The sequence below is a fragment of the Mesorhizobium sp. M0715 genome (assembly GCF_040320355.1).
Lineage (GTDB): Bacteria > Pseudomonadota > Alphaproteobacteria > Rhizobiales > Rhizobiaceae > Mesorhizobium.
The window spans coordinates 11824-31200 of the sequence record NZ_JAMYPL010000016.1 but is presented as its reverse complement, the minus strand read 5'-3'; the positions used below and the strand labels follow the sequence as shown (position 1 = coordinate 31200).

18 protein-coding genes are annotated in these 19377 nt (G+C 63.2%); 13 read left to right on the top strand and 5 right to left on the bottom strand.

What is annotated here, in order from left to right; genetic code table 11:
* The first annotated feature begins 165 nt into the window (after nt 1–165).
* The 4 genes from hflK to NKI21_RS19205 all read left to right on the top strand — a co-directional run bounded on the left by hflK (nt 166) and on the right by NKI21_RS19205 (nt 4095).
* The gene (gene hflK, locus NKI21_RS19220) at nt 166–1290 is read left to right on the top strand and encodes an FtsH protease activity modulator HflK (protein WP_023813074.1); all 1125 of its coding nucleotides are present in this window, start codon (nt 166–168) and stop codon (nt 1288–1290) included.
* The gene (gene hflC / locus NKI21_RS19215) at nt 1290–2255 is read left to right on the top strand and encodes a protease modulator HflC (RefSeq protein ID WP_352442873.1); all 966 of its coding nucleotides are present in this window, start codon (nt 1290–1292) and stop codon (nt 2253–2255) included. The genes hflK and hflC overlap by 1 nt, the downstream gene beginning before the upstream one ends.
* A 6-nt stretch (nt 2256–2261) precedes the next feature.
* A complete protein-coding gene (locus NKI21_RS19210; RefSeq protein ID WP_023813072.1) occupies nt 2262–2450 on the top strand; it encodes a DUF2065 domain-containing protein in 189 nt (62 codons plus the stop codon).
* Between the two features lie 127 nt (nt 2451–2577).
* The gene (locus tag NKI21_RS19205) at nt 2578–4095 is read left to right on the top strand and encodes a DegQ family serine endoprotease (RefSeq protein WP_352442872.1); all 1518 of its coding nucleotides are present in this window, start codon (nt 2578–2580) and stop codon (nt 4093–4095) included.
* A 46-nt stretch (nt 4096–4141) separates the two neighbouring features.
* Here NKI21_RS19205 and NKI21_RS19200 read toward each other — a convergent pair whose 3' ends face one another.
* Together NKI21_RS19200 and serB are read right to left on the bottom strand one after the other, a co-directional pair.
* Nucleotides 4142–4714: a GNAT family N-acetyltransferase gene (locus NKI21_RS19200; RefSeq protein WP_128305780.1), complete on the bottom strand. Its 573-nt coding sequence runs from the start codon at nt 4712–4714 to the stop codon at nt 4142–4144.
* Nucleotides 4711–5598, bottom strand: a complete 888-nt coding sequence (serB, locus tag NKI21_RS19195; protein ID WP_352442871.1) for a phosphoserine phosphatase SerB — start codon at nt 5596–5598, stop codon at nt 4711–4713. Before serB ends, NKI21_RS19200 begins: the two co-directional genes overlap by 4 nt.
* Here serB and miaA point away from each other — a divergent pair.
* Together miaA and NKI21_RS19185 are read left to right on the top strand one after the other, a co-directional pair.
* The gene (gene miaA, locus NKI21_RS19190; RefSeq protein WP_352866779.1) at nt 5588–6556 is read left to right on the top strand and encodes a tRNA (adenosine(37)-N6)-dimethylallyltransferase MiaA; all 969 of its coding nucleotides are present in this window, start codon (nt 5588–5590) and stop codon (nt 6554–6556) included. The two genes, serB and miaA, sit on opposite strands and share 11 nt — an antisense overlap.
* 105 nt (nt 6557–6661) lie before the next feature.
* Nucleotides 6662–7453 (top strand): GGDEF domain-containing protein, encoded by a 792-nt coding sequence (locus tag NKI21_RS19185; protein ID WP_128305783.1) that lies wholly within the window; start codon nt 6662–6664, stop codon nt 7451–7453.
* Between the two features lie 224 nt (nt 7454–7677).
* Here NKI21_RS19185 and NKI21_RS19180 read toward each other — a convergent pair whose 3' ends face one another.
* Nucleotides 7678–9510, bottom strand: coding sequence for an ATP-binding protein (locus NKI21_RS19180; RefSeq protein ID WP_352612373.1), 1833 nt, complete (start codon nt 9508–9510; stop codon nt 7678–7680).
* A gap of 155 nt (nt 9511–9665) precedes the next feature.
* Between NKI21_RS19180 and NKI21_RS19175 the strand changes: the two genes are divergently transcribed.
* Genes NKI21_RS19175 through NKI21_RS19165 form a run of 3 tightly spaced genes read left to right on the top strand, consistent with a single transcriptional unit; the run spans nt 9666 to nt 11114 of the window.
* On the top strand, nt 9666–10229 hold the full coding sequence (locus tag NKI21_RS19175) for a helix-turn-helix domain-containing protein (RefSeq protein WP_023813064.1): 564 nt from the start codon (nt 9666–9668) through the stop codon (nt 10227–10229).
* 4 nt (nt 10230–10233) lie between these two features.
* Nucleotides 10234–10542, top strand: coding sequence for a hypothetical protein (locus NKI21_RS19170; protein WP_023813063.1), 309 nt, complete (start codon nt 10234–10236; stop codon nt 10540–10542).
* A 44-nt stretch (nt 10543–10586) separates the two neighbouring features.
* Nucleotides 10587–11114 (top strand): GNAT family N-acetyltransferase, encoded by a 528-nt coding sequence (locus tag NKI21_RS19165; RefSeq protein WP_023813062.1) that lies wholly within the window; start codon nt 10587–10589, stop codon nt 11112–11114.
* A 4-nt stretch (nt 11115–11118) separates the two neighbouring features.
* On the opposite strand, the gene NKI21_RS19160 is transcribed toward NKI21_RS19165, so the two are convergent.
* The gene (locus tag NKI21_RS19160) at nt 11119–11997 is read right to left on the bottom strand and encodes a LysR family transcriptional regulator (RefSeq protein ID WP_352776207.1); all 879 of its coding nucleotides are present in this window, start codon (nt 11995–11997) and stop codon (nt 11119–11121) included.
* Nucleotides 11998–12119: 122 nt separating this feature from the next.
* On the opposite strand from NKI21_RS19160, the gene tmpA reads away from it, so the two are divergent.
* Entirely contained in the window at nt 12120–13271 is a 1152-nt protein-coding gene (gene tmpA / locus NKI21_RS19155; RefSeq protein ID WP_023813060.1) for a 2-trimethylaminoethylphosphonate dioxygenase, read from the top strand.
* Nucleotides 13268–13858 carry a (R)-1-hydroxy-2-trimethylaminoethylphosphonate oxygenase gene (gene tmpB / locus NKI21_RS19150; protein WP_128305786.1) on the top strand — a complete coding sequence of 197 codons (591 nt, stop codon included), beginning with the start codon at nt 13268–13270 and terminating at the stop codon, nt 13856–13858. The genes tmpA and tmpB overlap by 4 nt, the downstream gene beginning before the upstream one ends.
* Before the next feature lie 70 nt (nt 13859–13928).
* Here the strand turns inward: tmpB and NKI21_RS19145 are convergent, their stop codons facing one another.
* A complete protein-coding gene (locus NKI21_RS19145; protein ID WP_128305787.1) occupies nt 13929–15749 on the bottom strand; it encodes an NAD(P)/FAD-dependent oxidoreductase in 1821 nt (606 codons plus the stop codon).
* Nucleotides 15750–16169: 420 nt separating this feature from the next.
* On the opposite strand from NKI21_RS19145, the gene NKI21_RS19140 reads away from it, so the two are divergent.
* Together NKI21_RS19140 and NKI21_RS19135 are read left to right on the top strand one after the other, a co-directional pair.
* Nucleotides 16170–17324 carry a DUF6600 domain-containing protein gene (locus NKI21_RS19140; protein ID WP_352442862.1) on the top strand — a complete coding sequence of 385 codons (1155 nt, stop codon included), beginning with the start codon at nt 16170–16172 and terminating at the stop codon, nt 17322–17324.
* A gap of 256 nt (nt 17325–17580) precedes the next feature.
* Nucleotides 17581–19362: an acetolactate synthase 3 large subunit gene (locus NKI21_RS19135; RefSeq protein ID WP_081734942.1), complete on the top strand. Its 1782-nt coding sequence runs from the start codon at nt 17581–17583 to the stop codon at nt 19360–19362.
* The last annotated feature ends 15 nt before the right edge of the window (nt 19363–19377 follow it).

Genomic DNA, 19377 nt, shown 5'->3' with positions numbered 1-19377 from the left:
ATTGAAGGGGCATTGAAGGAAGACAAAGGGTCGCGACCGGACAAATCGGACGAAGTCGGCAGCGCATCGCGTTGAAAGCGCCTCGTGGCGTCCCTATAGAAGAACAATACTGGATTTTGCGCCGTAATACCGGCGCTTGAGGGAATTCCAAGCGAAAGGACATTCATGCCCTGGAACGACAAAAGCGGCGGTGGCGGCGGCCCATGGGGTGGCGGCGGCAACAATCAGGGACCCTGGGGGCAGGGTCCAAAGGGACCCAGCGGGCCACAGGGCTCGCCTCCAGATCTCGAAGACATCATCCGCCGCGGCCAGGACCGGCTGCGGCGCGCTCTTCCGGGTGGCGGCGGCGCGAGCCCGGCTATCTTCGCCCTGATCGCGGCTGCACTTGTGGTGCTGTGGGCGTTCAAGGCGGTTTATACCGTGCAGCCCGACGAGGTCGCGGTCGAATTGCGCTTCGGCAAGCCGAAGACCGAACTGTCGCAGCCTGGCCTGCATTTCCATTGGTGGCCGCTCGAAACCGTCGAGACGGCCAAGATTTCCGAGCAGCTCGTCGATATCGGCGGCGGCGGCGCGACAAGTGGCAACACGTCCGGGCTGATGCTTACCGGCGACCAGAACATCGTCAACGTCCAGTTCTCGGTCGCCTATCAGGTCTCCGACCCGAGCGCGTATCTGTTCGATGTGTCCGATCCCGACGGCATGCTGCGGCAGGTTGCCGAAAGCGCCATGCGTGAAGCCGTCGGCCGCCGGCCGGCGCAGGACATCTTCCGCGACGACCGCCAGGGCATTGCCGCCTCGGTGCGTGAAATCATCCAGACGACGCTGGACGGCTACAAGGCCGGTCTCAACGTCAACGCCGTCTCGATCGAGGATGCGGCACCGCCACGTGAAGTGGCCGATGCGTTCGACGAAGTGCAGCGCGCCGAGCAGGACGAGGACAAGTTCGTCGAGCAGGCCAACCAGTACTCCAACCAGAAGCTCGGGCAGGCGCGCGGCGAGGCCGCACAGATCCGCGAAGACGCGGCCGCCTACAAGAACCGGGTCGTGCAGGAAGCCGAGGGTGAGGCGCAGCGCTTCATCTCGGTCTATGACGAATATGCCAAGGCGCCCGATGTAACGCGCAAGCGCCTCTACCTGGAAACCATGGAGAAGGTTCTGAAGGATTCGAGCAAGGTCATCGTCGAGCAGGGCAACGGGCAAGGGGTCGTTCCCTATCTGCCGCTGCCGGCATTGCAGCCGAAAGCGCCGGCACCCGCTGCGCCCAGTGGCGTTACGGGAGGTAACCAGTGATGGCCAACCGTCTTCCCATCATCGTCGTCGCAGCAGCGGTTATCCTGTTCCTGCTCTATTCGTCGGTCTTCGTGGTCAATGCGCGTCAGCAGGCGCTGGTGCTCAGGTTCGGCGAGATCGTCGACGTCAAGAGCGAACCCGGCATCTACTTCAAGGCGCCGTTCTCGTTCTTCGACGCCGATACGGTGCAGCTGATCGAGAACCGGGTGCTGCGCTTCGACCTCGACAACATCCGCGTCCAGGTCTCGGGCGGCAAGTTCTATGAGGTCGATGCCTTCATCGCCTACCGCATCTCGGATCCGCGGGTCTTCCGCTCCGCCGTGTCCGGTCAGATCGAATTGGCCGAGGCCCGGCTCAGGACGCGTCTCGACGCTGCCTTGCGCCGTGTCTATGGTCTGCGTGATTTCGAGGCAGCACTCTCCGAAGAGCGCGGCGTGATGATGCGCGAAGTCCGCGACCAGCTCAGGCCCGATGCCACATCGCTCGGCCTGCAGATCGAGGATGTCCGCATTCGCCGCACCGATCTCACGGCCGAAGTCTCGCAGCAGACCTTCGACCGCATGAAGGCGGAACGCCTGGCGGAAGCTGCCCGGCTAAGGGCACGCGGCAACGAAGCGGCGCAACGCATCACGGCCCGCGCCGATCGCGAAGTGGTCGAGATTGTCGCCGAAGCGCAAAAAGAGTCGGAAATCCTGCGCGGCGAGGGCGAAGCCCAGCGCAGCGCCACCTTCGCGGGAGCCTATCAGCGCGATCCGGCCTTCTTCGACTTCTACCGGTCGATGAATGCCTATGGCACGGCGCTGGACAACACCGGAACGACGATGGTGCTGTCGCCGAACTCGGAGTTCTTCCGTTTCTTCCGCAACCCCGACGGCAGCGAGGGGCCGGCAAAGCCGGCTTCGCCTGCGCCAAACGCTCCGGCGACGGCACCCGCCGCGCCGGCACAGCCCAGCACCGGCCAGTAGCGGCCGGTGCAGGATTTTCTTGCCGCCATGGGCCTGGTCCTTGTCATAGAGGGTCTGGTCTATGGCGGTTTTCCCGGCCTGGCCAGGAAACTTGCCACCGAAGTGCTGTCGCTGCCCGAGAACGCGCTGCGGATCGCCGGGCTGGCGGCGATCGTGATCGGCGTCGGCATCGTCTGGCTGGTACGAGGCGCATGACGGCTGCGATGATTTATCCTCTGCCGATAGTCATAGCCGCAAACGTGCCGTATTTTTTGCCAACATGGCGTGACGCGGCGTTTTCGTCGAAGCGCTTTTCTTTTCAAGGATACCGGGAGGCTTCTCGATGACATCCAATACAATTCTGTGCGCGGCTCGGCGGACATTCATCGCCGGCGCGGCGGCACTTCTTGTCAGCGCCGTCGCTGTCCCCTCCTTCGTGACGCCGACATTTGCCGCCGATGGGCCCGCTTCGGTCGCCGATCTGGCGCAAGGCCTGCTCGGCGCGGTGGTCAACATATCGACTTCGCAGACGGTCAAGGGTACCGAAGGCCCGGGCGCCGTGCCGATGCCGCAATTGCCCGAGGGGTCGCCCTTCCAGGATTTCTTCGACGATTTCTTCAAGAACCGCGGCGGTGACAAGGACAACGGCTCGCAGAAGGTGCAGTCGCTGGGCTCCGGCTTCGTCATCGATGCCGAGCAAGGCATCGTCGTCACCAACAACCATGTCATTGCCGATGCCGACGACATCGAGGTCAATTTCTCCGATGGTGTCACCTTGAAGGCGACGCTGGTCGGCACCGACACCAAGACCGATGTCGCCGTGCTCAAGGTCGATCCGAAAGGCCACAAGCTGACGGCGGTGAAGTTCGGCGATTCCACCAAGATGCGCGTCGGCGACTGGGTGATGGCGATCGGCAATCCGTTCGGCCTCGGCGGCACGGTGACGGTCGGCATCGTCTCTGCCCGCAACCGCGACATCAATTCCGGCCCCTATGATGACTTCATCCAGACCGATGCCGCGATCAACCGTGGCAATTCCGGCGGACCGCTGTTCAACAGCGCCGGCGAAGTCATCGGCATCAACACGGCGATCATTTCGCCTTCCGGCGGTTCGATCGGCATCGGCTTCTCCATCCCCTCGCAGCTCGCGTCCGGCGTCGTCGACCAGTTGCGCCAGTTCGGCGAGACGCGGCGCGGCTGGCTGGGCGTGCGCATCCAGCCGGTGACCGACGACATCGCCGAAAGCCTCGGCATGGCGACCGCCAAGGGCGCGCTGGTCGCCGGCGTGATCAAGGGCGGCCCGGTCGACAATGGCACCATCCAGGCGGGCGATGTCGTCATCAAGTTCGACGGCAAGGACATCCATGAGATGCGCGATCTGCCGCGCGTCGTCGCCGAAAGCCCGGTTGGCAAGGCGGTCGATGTGCTCATCGTGCGCAAGGGTGTCGAGCAGACCGTGAAAGTAACGCTCGGCCGGCTCGAGGACGGCGAAAAACTCGCCAGCGGCGAGGAGGGCAGCAACACCGATCAGGACAAGGGTGACAAGGCTCCAGCCGTTTCCACTGCTTCGGTGCTCGGCATGACGGTCGGCGAACTGAACGACGAGACACGCAAGAAGTTCAGCATCGCGGCCGATGTTTCGGGCGTCGTCATCACCGACGTCACCAAGGACTCGGCAGCCGCCGAACGCGGCATCCAGCCCGGCGAGGTGATCACCGAGATCGCACAGGAATCGGTTGCCACCCCCAAGGATGTCATGGACCGCATCGGCGCCTTGAAGGAACAGGGGCGCAAGAATGCGCTGCTGATGCTGGCCTCGAAGACCGGCGAGCTCAGGTTCGTGACGATCCGAATGGACTGAGATCCGGAAGATCCGGCGAAATCCTCATCTTGAATGGAAAGGGCGGCTAGCAAGCCGCCCTTTCTCCTTGTTCCCAATCGGCGCGGGAGAGCCGGTAGAACACATGGCGCTTGAGCGCGGGGTGGCTGTCGGGAATGCCGGGATGATCGAAGTCGGCCGGTGGATCGGCTCTCATGCCGAGGCGCTCCATGACGGCGGTGGAGCGGCGGTTGTCCGCGACGGCGAAGGAGACGATTTCGTCAAGGCCGAGTGTTTCGAAGCCGTAGGCAAGCCATGCCTGAGCCGCCTCGGTGACGTAACCTCTGCCCCAGAATTCAGGCGCCAATCGCCAGCCGATCTCGATCATGCTGGCTGGCAGGAAGTCCATGTGATCGGTTCCGGTTATACCGACAAAACCGATACATTCGCCCGATGCGGCGATTTCTGCGGCCGCAAAGCCAATGCCGTCGCGATCGATGGCGGCGCGGAACTGATCCATCTTGGCATCCGCCTCGGCGCGGCCACGGCGGAACGGAAAGAACTCCATCACCCGGTCGTCGGAGTTTATGCGGTGGAACAGGTCGCGGTCGCGATCCTCCCAGTTTCGCAGGATCAGGCGCTCGGTGCGCATTGGTTTCATTGCACAAACTCCTCCTGCCTGTAGCCTTGCACATAAAGCAGCGCGGTCAGGTCGCCATGATCGATGCGGACCTTGGCCTGTGCCGCCACCGTCGGCTTGGCGTGGAGCGCGACGCCGGTACCGGCAAGGCGGATCATGTCGAGATCATTGGCGCCGTCGCCGACGGCGATGGCGTCGGCGGGCGTCAGGCCGAGGCGCGCTGAAATTTCGATCAGCGCGTCGGCCTTGGCGGCGCGGCCGAGGATCGGTTCGCCGACCAGCCCGATGAAGCGGCCGTCCTGCTCGAGCAGGCGATTGGCCCGGTTCTCCTGGAAGCCGAGCATGGCGGCGATGCGCGTCGTGAAGACCTCGAACCCGCCAGACACGAGTGCCGTCCAGGCGCCGTTGGCGCGCATGGTTCGGACCAGAACACGGCCGCCCGAGGCCAGCGTCAGGCGATTGGCGACGATGCGATCGACCACGGCGGCGTCGAGGCCCTTGAGCAACGCCACCCGTTCACGCAAAGCCGGTTCGAAGGCGATCTCACCATTCATGGATCGCGCGGTGATGGCCGCAACATGATCCTTGACGCCGATCTCATCGGCCAGCTCGTCGATACATTCCTGGTCGATCATGGTCGAATCCATGTCGGCGATCAGGATTTTCTTGCGGCGGGTTTCCGCCTGCTGGACGATGACGTCGACGGCCTCGCTGGCAAGTGCCGTGCGCAAGACGGCACTCGTGACGGCGTCGTCGGCTGCCTCAGGCAGGACGAGATCGCAGGCAATACCTTCGGCCAGCCAGACAACAGCGCTTGCGCCGACCGACCGTGAGGCCATATTCGCAAGCGACAGCGACAAAGCGCGCTCAGTGGGACGGGAAACAAGCGTGGCGATGAGCGGCATGAAACATTCCGGCGGGCAGGCGGGCGAGGGCCGCGTGAAGAACGCGATCCTGATAGCCGGGCCGACCGCCAGCGGCAAGTCGGCGCTTGCGCTCGATCTGGCGGAGCGCAGGGGCGGCGTGATCGTCAACACCGATTCCATGCAGGGCTATTCGGTGCTCGACGTGCTGACCGCCCGGCCGGAGGCGGCCGACCTCGCCCGCGCACCGCATTTCCTCTACGGCCATGTCCACCCGGCGACACCCTATTCCACCGGCGCCTGGCTGCGCGACGTGAGGAAGTTGATCGACGACGGCACATTCTCCGAACGGCCAGTGAATTTCGTCGGCGGCACCGGGCTCTACTTTCGCGCACTGGCCGAGGGCATTTCGGAAATGCCCGACATTCCGCAGCGGGTCCGCGACCGCTGGCGCTATGAGTTGAAGGAGCAGGGCGCCGTCAAGCTGCACAGCCTGCTGCTGCGCGAGGATTCGGCGGCCGCCATGATGCTCAAGCCAACCGATAGCCAGCGCATCGTGCGGGCATTGGAGGTTCTCGATGCGTCTGGCCGTTCGATCCTGGAATGGCAGGCGGAACGCGGCCAGCCGCTCATCGACCGGGAAAGCGCACGTTTCCTGGTGATCGAGCCGGATCGGGCGGCGTTGGTCGCTCGCATCGACAAACGCTTCGACCAGATGCTGGACAAGGGCGCGCTGGACGAGGTCAAGCGGCTTGCAGCACTTGGTCTCGATCCCGAATTGCCGGCGATGAAAGCGATCGGCGTTCGCGAACTGCAGGCAGCGATGGCCGGAGAGATTGGCTTTCCCGAGGCAATCGAACGCGCGAAGATCGCGACCAGGCAATATTCCAAGCGGCAAACCACCTGGTTCAGGCATCAATTGGGGCCGGAATGGCTGAGGTTGCGCCCCGGTGATGATCTGGAAACCACGATCTCAGCGCTTGCTTCCGATGCAACCTGAAAAGTTTACCTGCAAGGAAAGGTTCCCGTTGTGGTTGTCCAAATTAACCCTCCGTAAGCCCGCCCATGCCATAAGATCAGTGGGCACTTTTCCAACGGGGAGCAGATGCGTTTCCACAAGGCGGAATCAGCATTTTTCGTCTTTATATTCGTGATCCTGGCCGCCGGCCTGGTGACGCTGCATGCTTACGGACTTCTGCAGTCCTTCGCCGACGAGTTGCATACGGCTTCGGGTCTGGACAAGGTCATCTATCTCAACAAGCTCTTGTTCGCGACCGGCGTGCTCCTGGCCACCGCGCTGTTCTTCGGCATTTTCTTCATCTATCCGCTGATCCGCAAACAGGCGACGGAGGAAGGCAAGCTGCGCGCCATGACGGTCTCGCTCAGCGCGCGCTCGGAAACACTCGAGCATGCGGCGTTGACCGACGGCCTGACCGGCATGCAGAACCGGCGCTATTTCGATGATGCGCTGAAGGAGTATCTTGAGGAGTTCCGGCGCATCGAAAAGCCCGTCGGTCTGATGATCCTCGATCTCGACCATTTCAAGCAGGTCAACGACACCCACGGCCATGACGTCGGCGACGAAGTGCTCAAGGCCGTCGCGAACTGTCTCAAGGACATGACGCGCTACCACGATGTGGTAGCGCGATTGGGCGGCGAGGAGTTCGCCGTGGTCACGCCCAATATGGACGCCGAGCTTCTGGGCAAGTTTGCCGAGCGCATCCGCAAGGCGATCGCCAACATGTCGGTGCTGTCAGGCAATGTCCGCCTCAAGATCACCACCAGCGTCGGGCTCGCCGTCTGGGACCGCAAGGAAACAGCGGAAGAGTTCTATCGCCGCGCCGACCGCCAGCTTTACGAAGCGAAGAGGCAAGGCCGCAACCGCGTCTGCGCCTGAAAATCCCATCACTGAATTCGTGAGGCTGGCCGTCTGGCGCCGTTTTCTGCGCTTCCGATGCTCACGGACTCAAATGTCCGCTCCGCTTCGGTTCTCGAAAACAGCACCACCCGACTCAGCCTGACGAATTCCCTGACGGGATTTACCCAGGCTTTTCCAAACGGATCTCGGAAGCCCTGACTTGGGTGCACAGACCCATCCGCCGATGTGCGTGACGCCCAAACTCAATCGTGTTGCGGGCGCAGGCCGAAGGTTGCGGGCTTGAGGCCGTAGCGCATGTCGAAATCGTCGTCCGATGGCGCGCGTGCGGCGGGTGGCTTGCGGTAGTCGGGATCGCCGGCCTGGCGGCCTGAATCGACGACCTCGGCGAAGGCCATCGCCTGCTGCGTTGATTTCGGCACGTTGCGCAGTCGTTCCACGATCGCCACCAGATCGACATCGTCGCCGGCTTTCGACGAGGCGGCCTCTTCGCGCTTGGCGGTGCCAGGAAGCAGGTGGCTCGGCAGTTTTTCGAACTTCAGCCGCATGGTCGTCGCCACGCCTTCGCCAAAGGCGATGGCTTCGCGCTGGCCCATGGAGGACAGGAAGGCAAGCGTCGAGGCGGAAGAATCGGCAATCGCCGAGCGGATGATCGCCTGGTCCTGCTCATTGGCAAGCCGCATGGCGAAAAAAGTCGAGCATTGCGACAGGATGGTCGGGTCGAGCTCGCCAGGGCGCTGGGTGACGACGCCGAGATAGCAGCCATATTTGCGGCCTTCCTTGGCGATGCGCGACAGCGCGTGCCTTGTCGGCGCGAAGCCGAGGCGCGGGTCGGCCGGCATATAGCGGTGCGCTTCTTCGCACAAAAACAGAAGCTGCAGCTTGCCCTCGCTCCACAGAGCGAGGTCGAAGGCCAGGCGCGCCAGCACCGAGCAGACCGAATTGACCACTTCCGACGGCATGCCGGCCATTTCGAAGCAGGTTACCGGGCGGCCATGATGCGGCACGCGGAAGATGTTGCCGATCGTCTCGTGGATGGTGTCCTCGATCAGGCGCGAGTTGAACATGAAGCGATAACGTGGATCGGCCGCCGCCGATTCGATGCGCGTCTTCAGCGATTTGAGCGTCGGGCGATCGGTCTTGCTTTCGAGCATGCCCATGCGCTCATCGATCTGCTTGAGCAGGTCGGCGATGCGGTAAGGCACCGGCGTATCGGCGGTCAGCGCATCGCTGCCGCGCCTGATATAGGAGCCCGAATTCGGGTTGCGGTAGAGATTCTTGGCGGCCGGAATGAGGTCGCGCAAGGCGTCGATTTCTTCCGGCTCGGTCTCGCGGCCCCGGAACAGCACCTCGGCGAATTCCTCCAGCGTGAACATCCAGAACGGAAGATCCAGGGTTTTGGAATCGACCCTGACGCAGTATTCGGGCAGCGATGCAGCGAACTCGTTGTGCGGGTCGAGGATCAGGATGCGCAGATCCGGCCGTGCCGCGATCGACTTGCGTAGCAGCAGCGAGACGGCGGTGGATTTGCCGACGCCGGTGGTGCCGACAATGGCGAAGTGACGCGCCAGCGTATCGTCGATGGCGATGTTGGCGGCGATCGTCTCGTCCTGCGCGAGCGTGCCGATCGTGATCGAATGACGCCCCGCGAGGTCATAGACCGCCTGCAGGTCGCGGGTGCGGATGCGATGCGCAACGGCGCCGATATGCGGATAGGTGGTGATGCCGCGGTCGAAGACCGGTTTGGCGCCGGGCTCTGCTCCGTCACGGACTTCGCCGATCAGCTCGATGCTGACCTCGATGGCGTTCTGGCCCTCATTGCTCCACGCGCGGTCCGACTTGCCGATTGCGTAGACCAGGCCGACGGTTCGCGTCGATCCGAGATTGATGGAAATCATCTTGCCGACCGTCCACAGGCCGGTCACCGCGCCGTCGGCGTCGTTCGCGTAGGCGCTGATGGTGGCGCGCGCGCCATCGCATTGCACGACATTGCCGAGGATGCGCTTGTCGTTCTGCTCTGCGTCGCGGCGCTCCTGCGATGTCGGTTCTCCAACGGAGGCTTCGCGTTCGACATACATGGACAGGCCAATCCCCATTTCCCCTGGAGCATCGATGCTACCCGAATGGGGTTAAGGCCCGATGAGGTCGGATGGTGTAGAGAGCATTAAGGGGCTCGTGGAAATTGTAGCAAGGCGGCTCTTCTCCGGCGTCTATTTTTCGCTATAATAGACATATGGATGATATAGCGAACGACATTTCCTCGACGATCGGCCGCAGGATACACGCCGAAAGGATCGTGCGCGACTGGTCCCTGGCCGAACTCGCGGAGCGTTCCGGCGTCTCGAAGGCGATGCTCAGCACGATCGAGCGGGGCAAGACCAGCCCGACGGCGGCGCTTCTGGTGCGCATCGCGTCGGCCTTCGGCATGACGCTGTCGACCTTGATCGCGCGCGCGGAATTGCAGGGCGGCGGGCTGTTGCGCGAAGCCGACCAGCCGGTGTGGCGCGATCCCGACACCGGCTATGTCAGGCGGCATCTTTCGCCGGCTGGCGATATGCCGCTGGAACTGATCAAGGTGCATCTGCCGGCGGGCGCCAAGGTCAGTTTTCCGGCCGCTTCATACGCCTTCATCAAGCAGCAGATATGGCTGATCTCCGGGCGGCTCGAATTCATCGAAGGTGAGACAGTGCACAAGCTTGTATCAGGCGACTGCCTGGCGCTTGGGGCGCCGTCGGACTGCACCTTCCATGCCCTGGAGCCCGGCGCCGACTATCTCGTCGCGCTGGTCAGGGGCTGACACAATGGCAAGAAGACCAAAGCGCTCCCATAATGGGGGGCCGCCTCTCGATGAGTACAACGGCCCGCCATGGGGCAAGGGCGATCCCTACATCTTTCTTGCCTGGCAGGCAGCGTACGCCAAGGCGTGGAAGGCGCCGAGCCACGAGGTGATGCTGCTGCGCATGGACAGAGCCGAGCGGCTTGGCCTGACCTATGAGGAGTACACGCTCGAGATCCTCGAGCGCGGGCGGCATCTCGGGCACGAAGACGCCGACCGCATCAGCGCCATCAAGGCGGCGCGTAAGCGACGCCGCGCGCGCCATCTGGAGTGACAGCAATGCGCCCGCTTCTATCGCAATCACAGGATATCCTGCACATGAACTCGATCGAGATCGCAACCCTGAACCCGGCTGCCGAGACGCAGGACATGCTGGCCGAATTGCTGGTCGCAACGGTGGCGGCCGGCGGTTCGGTCAGCTTCATGCATCCGTTGGCGCCGCAGGCGGCAAGGGCGTTCTGGGAAAAATCGCTGGCCGCGGCGGCAAGGGGCGAAAGATCGGTGCTTGGCGCCTGGGATGGCAAAAACCTGGTCGGCACCGTGACCTTGCTGCTCGATTGTCCGCCCAACCAGCCGCACCGGGCCGAGATCGCCAAGCTGATGACATCAGTCGATTACCGGGGCAGGGGTGTGGGAACGCGCCTGATGCGGGCCGCCGAGAGCCTTGCCATCGAGAGGGGCCGCACGCTGCTGGTTCTGGACACGGCGACCGAGGAGGGCGCCTCAGGCCTCTATGAGCGGCTGGGCTTCACGCTGGCCGGTGAGATACCGGACTATGCCCTGAAGCCGCATGGCGGGCTGACCGGCACGCTGATTTACTGGAAGCGGATCGGGCCAATCTCGTAACCGGTCATGCCGGCGCGGAGAGGCGTGACAGCAGCCACTGGCGAAAATCCTGTTCGGCACCGGTCAGGCGTGCTGTCGACGCCTTGGTCAGGAAATGCCCCGATGTGCTGGAAAGTTCATAGTCGGAAAGCCTGACCAGCGTCTTGCTGTCGAGCGCCGCATCGACCAGCGGCCGCGAGCCCAAAAGCACGCCGGCGCCGGCGCTCGCCGCCTCCATGGCGGTGACGAAACTGTCGAAGCGGTGCGATCGTCTGGGATGGCCAGCCAGTCCAGCGGCGGCGAACCATTCCGCCCACATTTCGCGCGCGCCGGCGACCAGAAGCAGCGGCAGGGAGGTCCAGTCGGGGTTGCCGGCGAGCACTGGCGCCGCCACCGGCACGAGCCGCTCTGCGGTCAGCCTGTCGGCTTCACGGCCGGGAAAGGATCTGTTGCCAAAACGGATGTCGAGCACCGAGCCCGGCAGGTCGTAGTCAGCAGGGCGATGGATCGTCACCAGATCGAGCTGGATGCGCGGCAGCGCCTTCGCCAGATCGGGCAGCGCCGGGGCGAGCATCAGCAAGGCAAAGGAGATTGGCGCGCGGATCGAGACGGTCTGGATGGCGCGCGGCTCGAACAGTTCCGCGGTGCTGTTGCCGATGGTGGCGAAGGCCGACTGGATGTGGGGCAGGTAAGCCGCACCCTCTGGCGACAGCGCGACGCCGCGCGCCAGCCGCGAAAACAGGCGCGTCTTCAGCCATTCCTCGAGAAGCCGGATGTGCTGGCTGACGGCGGCCTGGGTAAGGCCGAGCTCGGCTGCCGCCGCGGTGAAATTCGACAGCCGCGCCGCCGCCTCGAAACTGCGCAGCCAGTCCAGAGGCGGCACCGGTGTATTTGTACGAGCCATTAGTATTCTGCGGTCATTGGCTAAAAAATGATAATTTGAGTTATGTCTGTCGCGCGATCAACATGCAATCGAAACCCTGCGGATCAGGCTGCGGGGGACGCAATGGACAGGAACGGATCTCCATGCTCACCCAGGCGCGGATCGGCGACGAAGGCAGAACAATCGACCTTGGCTGGCAGGACGGGTCGCGCAGCCGTTTTCACGCCATGTGGCTGCGCGACAATGCGCTGGACGACAAGACGCGCAGCGCCGGCAATGGTCAACGGCTCATCACCATTCTCGACATTCCCGCCGACACCAGGATCGGCGCCGCGTCGATCAAAGGCGGCGCCCTGGAAGTCAGCTTCGTGCCCGAGCAGAAGACGGTCAGCTTTCCCGCGGCATGGCTGAGCGCCAATGCCTATGATCGTGACGCAGGCCGCCAGCCCGGCTGGACAGGCGAGGCCACCGTGCGATGGACCAAGGCCTCGATGCAGAATTCGGTGCCGCGCGCCGGCTATGTTGCGGCCAGCCGCGATCGCGCTGTGCTGGGGCAATGGCTGTCGGCGGTGAAAACCTGTGGCTTCGCGGTGATGGACGATCTGCCGACCGAATCCGGGGCACTGTGCAAAGTGTCCGATCTTTTCGGCTACATCAGGGAAACCAATTACGGGCGCTGGTTCGAAGTGCGCGCCGAGGTCAATCCGAACAATCTCGCCTACACGAATCTCGGCCTCCAGGCGCACACCGACAATCCCTATCGCGACCCTGTGCCGACGCTGCAGATCCTGTCCTGCATCGAGAATACGGTTGAGGGCGGCGAGTCCAGTGTCGTCGATGGGTTTGCAGTCGCGGCTGCGCTGCAGGCTGAGAACCCGGAAGGCTTCCGGCTGCTGAGCTCATGCCCGGCGCGCTTCGAGTATGCCGGCTCTTCCGGCGTGCGGCTGCAGGCGAAGCGGCCGATGATCGAGCTCGGGCCCGATGGCGAGCTGATTTGCATCCGCTTCAACAACCGCTCGCTGGCGCCGACGGTCGACGTGCCGTTCAGCGATATGGAAGCGTACTACGCCGCCTATCGCCGGTTTGCGGAACTGATCGAGGATCCATCCTTCGAGGTGACGTTCAAGCTCGAAGCGGGGCAAGCGTTCATCGTCGACAACACCCGCGTCATGCATGCCCGCAAGGCGTTTTCCGGTACCGGTAAGCGCTGGCTGCAGGGTTGCTACGCAGACAAGGACGGTCTGCTGTCGACGCTCGCGGCAATCGAGCACGGGTTCAAGGAGGCCGCGGAATGAGCGGCCAGGATTTGAACGCGGACACCATCGTCGAGTTCATCGCCGACATCTTCGAGCGCCGGGGCGCCGAATCCTATCTCGGCGAACCCGTCACCATGTCGGAGCACATGCTGCAGGGTGCCTGGTTCGCTGAAAAGGACGGCGCGCCGGACGAACTGGTGGCGGCGGCGCTGCTGCACGACATCGGCCATTACACCAGCGAGTTCGGCACCTATTCGCCCGAGGATGTCGAGGACAAGCATCATGACGAGGCCGGCGGCGAGGTGCTGGCGCCGTTCTTTCCACCTGTCATCGTCGAATGCGTCAGGCTGCATGTCGCCGCCAAGCGCTATCTCTGCGCCACCGACCCGACCTATTTCGGCAGGCTTTCGCAGGCCTCGGTGCACACGCTGTCGCTGCAGGGCGGGCCGATGAATGCCGAGGAGGTCGCCGAGTTCCGCAAGAACCCCTTCCATGAGGAAGCGGTCCGGGTCCGCATCTGGGACGAGAGCGGCAAGATCGCCAACATGAAGACACGGACATTTCGCGATTACGTGCCGCTGCTGCAGCGGGTGGTGACGCAGTTCGCGGCGGGCAAGCCGGCGTAAATTCCCCAGGGAAGGAGGCAGGGTGCAAGCCGTGCCTCCTTTCTTCCGGCTTCACCGGAATGGCGCTCGCCTACCCCTTGTGGTGCACCTGCTGCAGGCCGTAGACCGGCGTCGCGATGCCTTCATGCCGCGCCTTCAATTGCAGCGACAGGAACTGCGAATAGTGGCGTGACTGGTGCAGATTGCCGCCGTGGAACCATAGCGCCTCCTGTTGCGTCGGCTTCCACATGTTGCGCAACTCGCCTTCCCACGGGCCGGGGTCCTTGGTGGTGTTCGAGCCGAGGCCCCAGCATTTGCCAACGTTGTCGGCGGTTTCACGGGATATCAGATCGGCGGCCCAGCCGTTCATCGAGCCGTAGCCGGTGGCGTAGACGATGAGGTCCGCAGGCAATTCCGACCCGTCGCTGAGCAGAACCGAGTGCTGCTTGATCTCTTCGACGTCGACGCCGCTCTTCAGCTTGATCGAACCATTGATGATCAGCTGCGAGGCGCCAACATCGATGTAATAGCCGGAGCCGCGCCTGAGGTACTTCATGAACAGGCCGGATTCGTCGTCGCCCCAGTCGAGCATGAAACCGGCCTTCTCCAGCCCCTTGTAGAATGTCGCGTCGCGTTTCTTCATTTCGGCATAGGCCGGGATCTGGAACTCGTGCAGGATTTTGTAGGGCAGCGAAGCGAAGATGAGATCGGCCTTGGCGGTGGTGATGCCATTCTGCAGCGCCTGCTCCGAATAGAGCGAACCCAGTCCGATTTCCATCAACGTGTCGGACCTGGAGATATGGGTACTCGAGCGCTGCACCATGGTGACGTCCGCGCCGGCTTCCCAAAGTGCCGCTGCGATGTCATGGGCGGAATTGTTGGATCCGATGACAACGGCCTTTTTGCCGGCATAGGCGTCGGGACCCGGATGCTTCGACGAGTGGTGCTGGTCGCCCTTGAAGGTCTCCATGCCCTTGAATTTCGGCAGATTGGCCTTGCCGGACTGTCCGGTTGCCAGCACCAACTGCTTGGGCTTCAGCGTGATGTCCTTGCCGTCGCGGTGGACGACAACGGTCCATTCCTTTTTCTTGTCGTCATAGGAAGCGCTTTTGGCCTCGGTCGAGGACCAGTAATTCAGCTCCATCACCTTGGTATACATTTCCAGCCAGTCGCCGATCTTGTCCTTGGGCGAGAAAACCGGCCAGTTCTTCGGGAAATCGATATAGGGCAGATGGTCGTACCAGACCGGGTCATGCAGGCAGAGCGACTTGTAGCGCTTGCGCCAGCTGTCGCCGGCCCGCTCGTTCTTCTCGATGATGATGGTCGGCACGCCAAGCTGCCGCAGCCGCGCGCCGAGCGCGATACCGCCCTGGCCACCACCGATGATCACCGTATAGGGCTGCGTCTTGAAGCCGAGCTCGGCGGTTTCCCTCTCGCGTTCTTCTTTCCATGTCGGACGGTTCTTGCCCGAGCCGTGCCTGGCGCCCATCGGCCGCGCAAAGCCTGCCGGCTCCTCGTGGCCTTTCAGTTCGGCCATGGTGGTCAGCAGCGTCCAGATCTTGCCGTCCTTCAGCCTGACATGGCCGAAGCCGCGTGCCACCTCCGTCTCGAAGCTGATCCAGCCTTCGATCAACCCGTCGCTCTCCGTCGCGTCCTCGCCCTTGGCGATGGCGAAGTGTGACGGCCTGGTCTTCGACAATTGGCTTTTCAGCATGTCGCGGACCTGGTCGCGGCCTTCCATGGTCTTGATGTTCCAGGTGAAGGTGACGAGGTCGCGCCAGTAGCAATCCTCTTGAAAGCAATCGACCGCTTTCTCGATGTCATTGGCGGCAAGCGCGGCGCCGAATCGATCGAGCAGGTCGGACAGTTTCTTGCTAGGGGCCGTGTTCTTGCTAGAGGGCTTGTCGAGCATCAGGTTTCCTCCCGTGAAATCCAGATCGTCATGGTGGTGGCTCCGCCGGGCTCGCCGCCGGACGATCAAGTATCGTCAGAGATGGCGGCCCTCGTCACGCCCCACCATAGTTTCCAGCGATTTCAATGGTCTATCCTATAAGTGAGATCGCCGGACAGTTTCGGAATCGCTCGGGCGCCGGAAACGAACGTTCCATTTGTGAATGCCGCGCCGGTCGCGCAAAATTGATGGTCAAATGCCGCAATGCGGTCACCGAGGCCGATGACAACCGATCGGTGAGAAGCCGGGAAGCGGTGGCGGGCAACAGGACGGTTCCCGGGATTTTCTGGATGCGGAACTCTGGAGCCCGTTATGATCATCGTACCTTTTATCCAAGCGTCTTCATGTCGCTCCCTTGGCCGGCGTGGACGCGCAGCGGCAATGGCCGCGGTCATGGCCTTGAGCGCGACCCTGACCGGCCCGCTGGTGCTGCCCGGAACGCAGGCGCATGCGGCGGAAATTGCCGTTACCGTCCGCGAAAGGCTTTCGAACTATGGCGGATGGCGAACCTCCAGCCGCTTCGGCGATGTCTGGGTTCCCTCGGTCCGTACCGAATGGCGACCCTACACCGAAGGCAGGTGGGTCTGGACCGACGATGGCTGGTACTGGCAGTCCACCGAGCCATTTGGCGATGTCGTCTATCACTATGGCCGCTGGGCCTATGATCCCGATTTTGGCTGGGTGTGGATCGCCGGCGATCAATGGGCGCCAGCCTGGGTGGTCTGGCGCCAGGGCGGCAATGATGTCGGCTGGGCGCCGGCACCACCCGACGTAGATGTCGCCTTCGCCGATTCCTGGTGGTGTTTCGTGCCGGTGGCGGCGATCGGCGCGGTCGATCTGGTCAGAGTGGTACGGCCTGCCACTGAGAACGTCGGCATCGTGCGCAACACGACGATCATCAACCAGACGGTCCTGGTCAACAAGGCGCCGCACGTGCGGCTTGGCAATCAGGTGGTTGCAATCAATGCCGGACCCCGGCTGCAGCAACTCCCGAAGCCCGTCATCGAGTCGATCAAGGCGGCAAAATTGGTTCCTCCGCGCAAAGGCGTGTTTGCCAGTGCACGGCTCGATGCTTCCAGGGGCGCCGAGATCAAGAGACTTGCCGGCAATACAAAGGGGAACGGGCAAATCGTGGCGGGCTCCAAGACTGCGATCGGCGGCAAGGCCATTTCCCCCGGCGCGGTGGCTGCCAGCAATCCGGCCGTCGTGAAGCCTGGCGACGCCGTGAGCAAGCGGATGGTCGCCGGCAACGGCGCGAAGGCCGATGCGCTCAAGCTGCATGTCGACAGGACCGCGGGCGACGGACGCATCGTTGTCAAATCGTCGCCCAAACCGGTTTCGCCCAAGCCGGTTTCGGGGCAGCGTCTTGCACTCGGTGGCGGGCAACAAAAGCCGCATCAGCAAGCGTTGGCAATGCACATGCCCCAGCACCATGGCCCGGCAAGGGTGGCACCCCACCATCCGCCAGAGAAGATGGAGGCCAGGAAGGCGTCCAAATGCGATCCACGCGTTTCCCGCTGCAAGGCGCCGGGCTGACACCGCAGTCGCGCCTGTACGCTGTGCGCGCCGGCGCGATTTTTCCCGTTGACAGGCTGCCTTGCCCGCCCTTAGTGTCCGCCACCATGAAAACGGCACTCATTCTCGTAGGAAAGCGCGTGGGCAAGGCGGTGTAACCGCCGGGCAAAAACCCCCCATGCGCAAGACACAGGCTCCCTCGGGGGCCTTTTTTATTGCCTGAAACACGACTAAACGACCAGCAAACGCCCAATGGCGACAGTACGGGACCAGACCGATGAGCAACGGACAGAACGAGCGGCGCGAGATGACAGGTGCCGAAATGGTGGTGCAGGCGCTGAAGGACAATGGCGTCAAGCATGTCTTCGGCTATCCCGGCGGCGCTGTCCTTCCGATCTATGACGAGATCTTCCAGCAGGACGATGTCGAGCACATACTGGTGCGCCACGAGCAGGGCGCCGGCCATGCAGCCGAAGGCTATGCGCGCTCGACCGGCAAGGCCGGCGTCATGCTGGTGACCTCCGGTCCCGGCGCCACCAATGCCGTGACGCCGCTGCAGGACGCGCTGATGGATTCGATCCCGCTGGTCTGCCTGACGGGGCAGGTGCCGACCTCGCTGATCGGCTCCGACGCTTTTCAGGAATGCGATACGGTTGGCATTACCCGCCCCTGCACCAAGCACAACTGGCTGGTGAAGGACGTGAACGAGCTCGCTGCGACCATCCACGAGGCTTTCCATGTCGCGACCACCGGCCGCCCCGGTCCGGTCGTCGTCGATATCCCGAAGGACGTGCAGTTCGCCAGGGGATTCTACGTCCCGCCGCAGATCGCGCCGCGCACCAGCTACCAGCCAAAGGTCCAGGGCGACCTGGAAAAGATCAAGGCGGCGGTCGAGCTGATGGCCGGTGCCAAGAAGCCGATCATCTACAGCGGCGGCGGCGTCATCAATTCCGGCCCGGAAGCGAGCCATCTGCTGCGCGAACTGGTCGATCTCACCGGTTTCCCGATCACCTCGACGCTGATGGGCCTCGGCGCCTATCCAGCATCGGGCAAGAACTGGATGGGCATGCTCGGCATGCACGGCACCTATGAAGCCAACATGGCCATGCATGACTGCGACGTGATGATCTGCATCGGCGCGCGTTTCGATGACCGCATCACCGGGCGGCTGACCGCCTTCTCGCCGAACTCGAAGAAGATCCACATCGACATCGATCCGTCGTCGATCAACAAGAACGTCCACACCGAGGTCCCGATCATCGGCGATGTCGGCCGGGTGCTGGAGGATATGGTGCGTTTGTGGCGTGCGAGCGCCAAGGCCGACAAGAAGGCGCTCTACCCCTGGTGGGAGCAGATCGCCAAATGGCGTGCGCGCGACTCGCTCGCCTACAAGATGAACAACGACGTGATCATGCCGCAATACGCCATCGAGCGGCTCTACGAACTGACCAAGGGTCTGGACACCTACATCACCACCGAGGTCGGCCAGCACCAGATGTGGGCGGCGCAGCACTATCATTTCGAGAAGCCGAACCGCTGGATGACGTCGGGAGGGCTGGGCACGATGGGTTACGGCCTGCCGGCGGCACTCGGCGTGCAGATCGCGCATCCAGGCGCGCTGGTAATCGACATTGCCGGCGACGCCTCCGTGCAGATGACGATGCAGGAGATGAGCGCGGCCGTGCAGCACGACGCGCCGATCAAGATCTTTATCTTGAACAACCAGTATATGGGCATGGTGCGGCAGTGGCAGCAGTTGCTGCACGGCAACCGGCTGTCGCATTCCTACACCGAGGCGATGCCGGACTTCGTCAAGCTGGCCGAGGCCTATGGCGGCCACGGCATTCGCTGCGAGAAGCCGGACGAGCTGGACGACGCGATCAAGGAGATGATCTCGGTCAGGAAGCCGGTGCTGTTCGACTGCCGCGTGGCGACGCTCGCCAACTGCTTCCCGATGATTCCGTCGGGCAAGGCGCACAATGAGATGCTGTTGCCCGACGAGGCGACCGACGAGGCGGTGGCCAATGCCATCGACGCCAAGGGCAGGGAACTGGTGTAGCCGGCAGAACCAAGG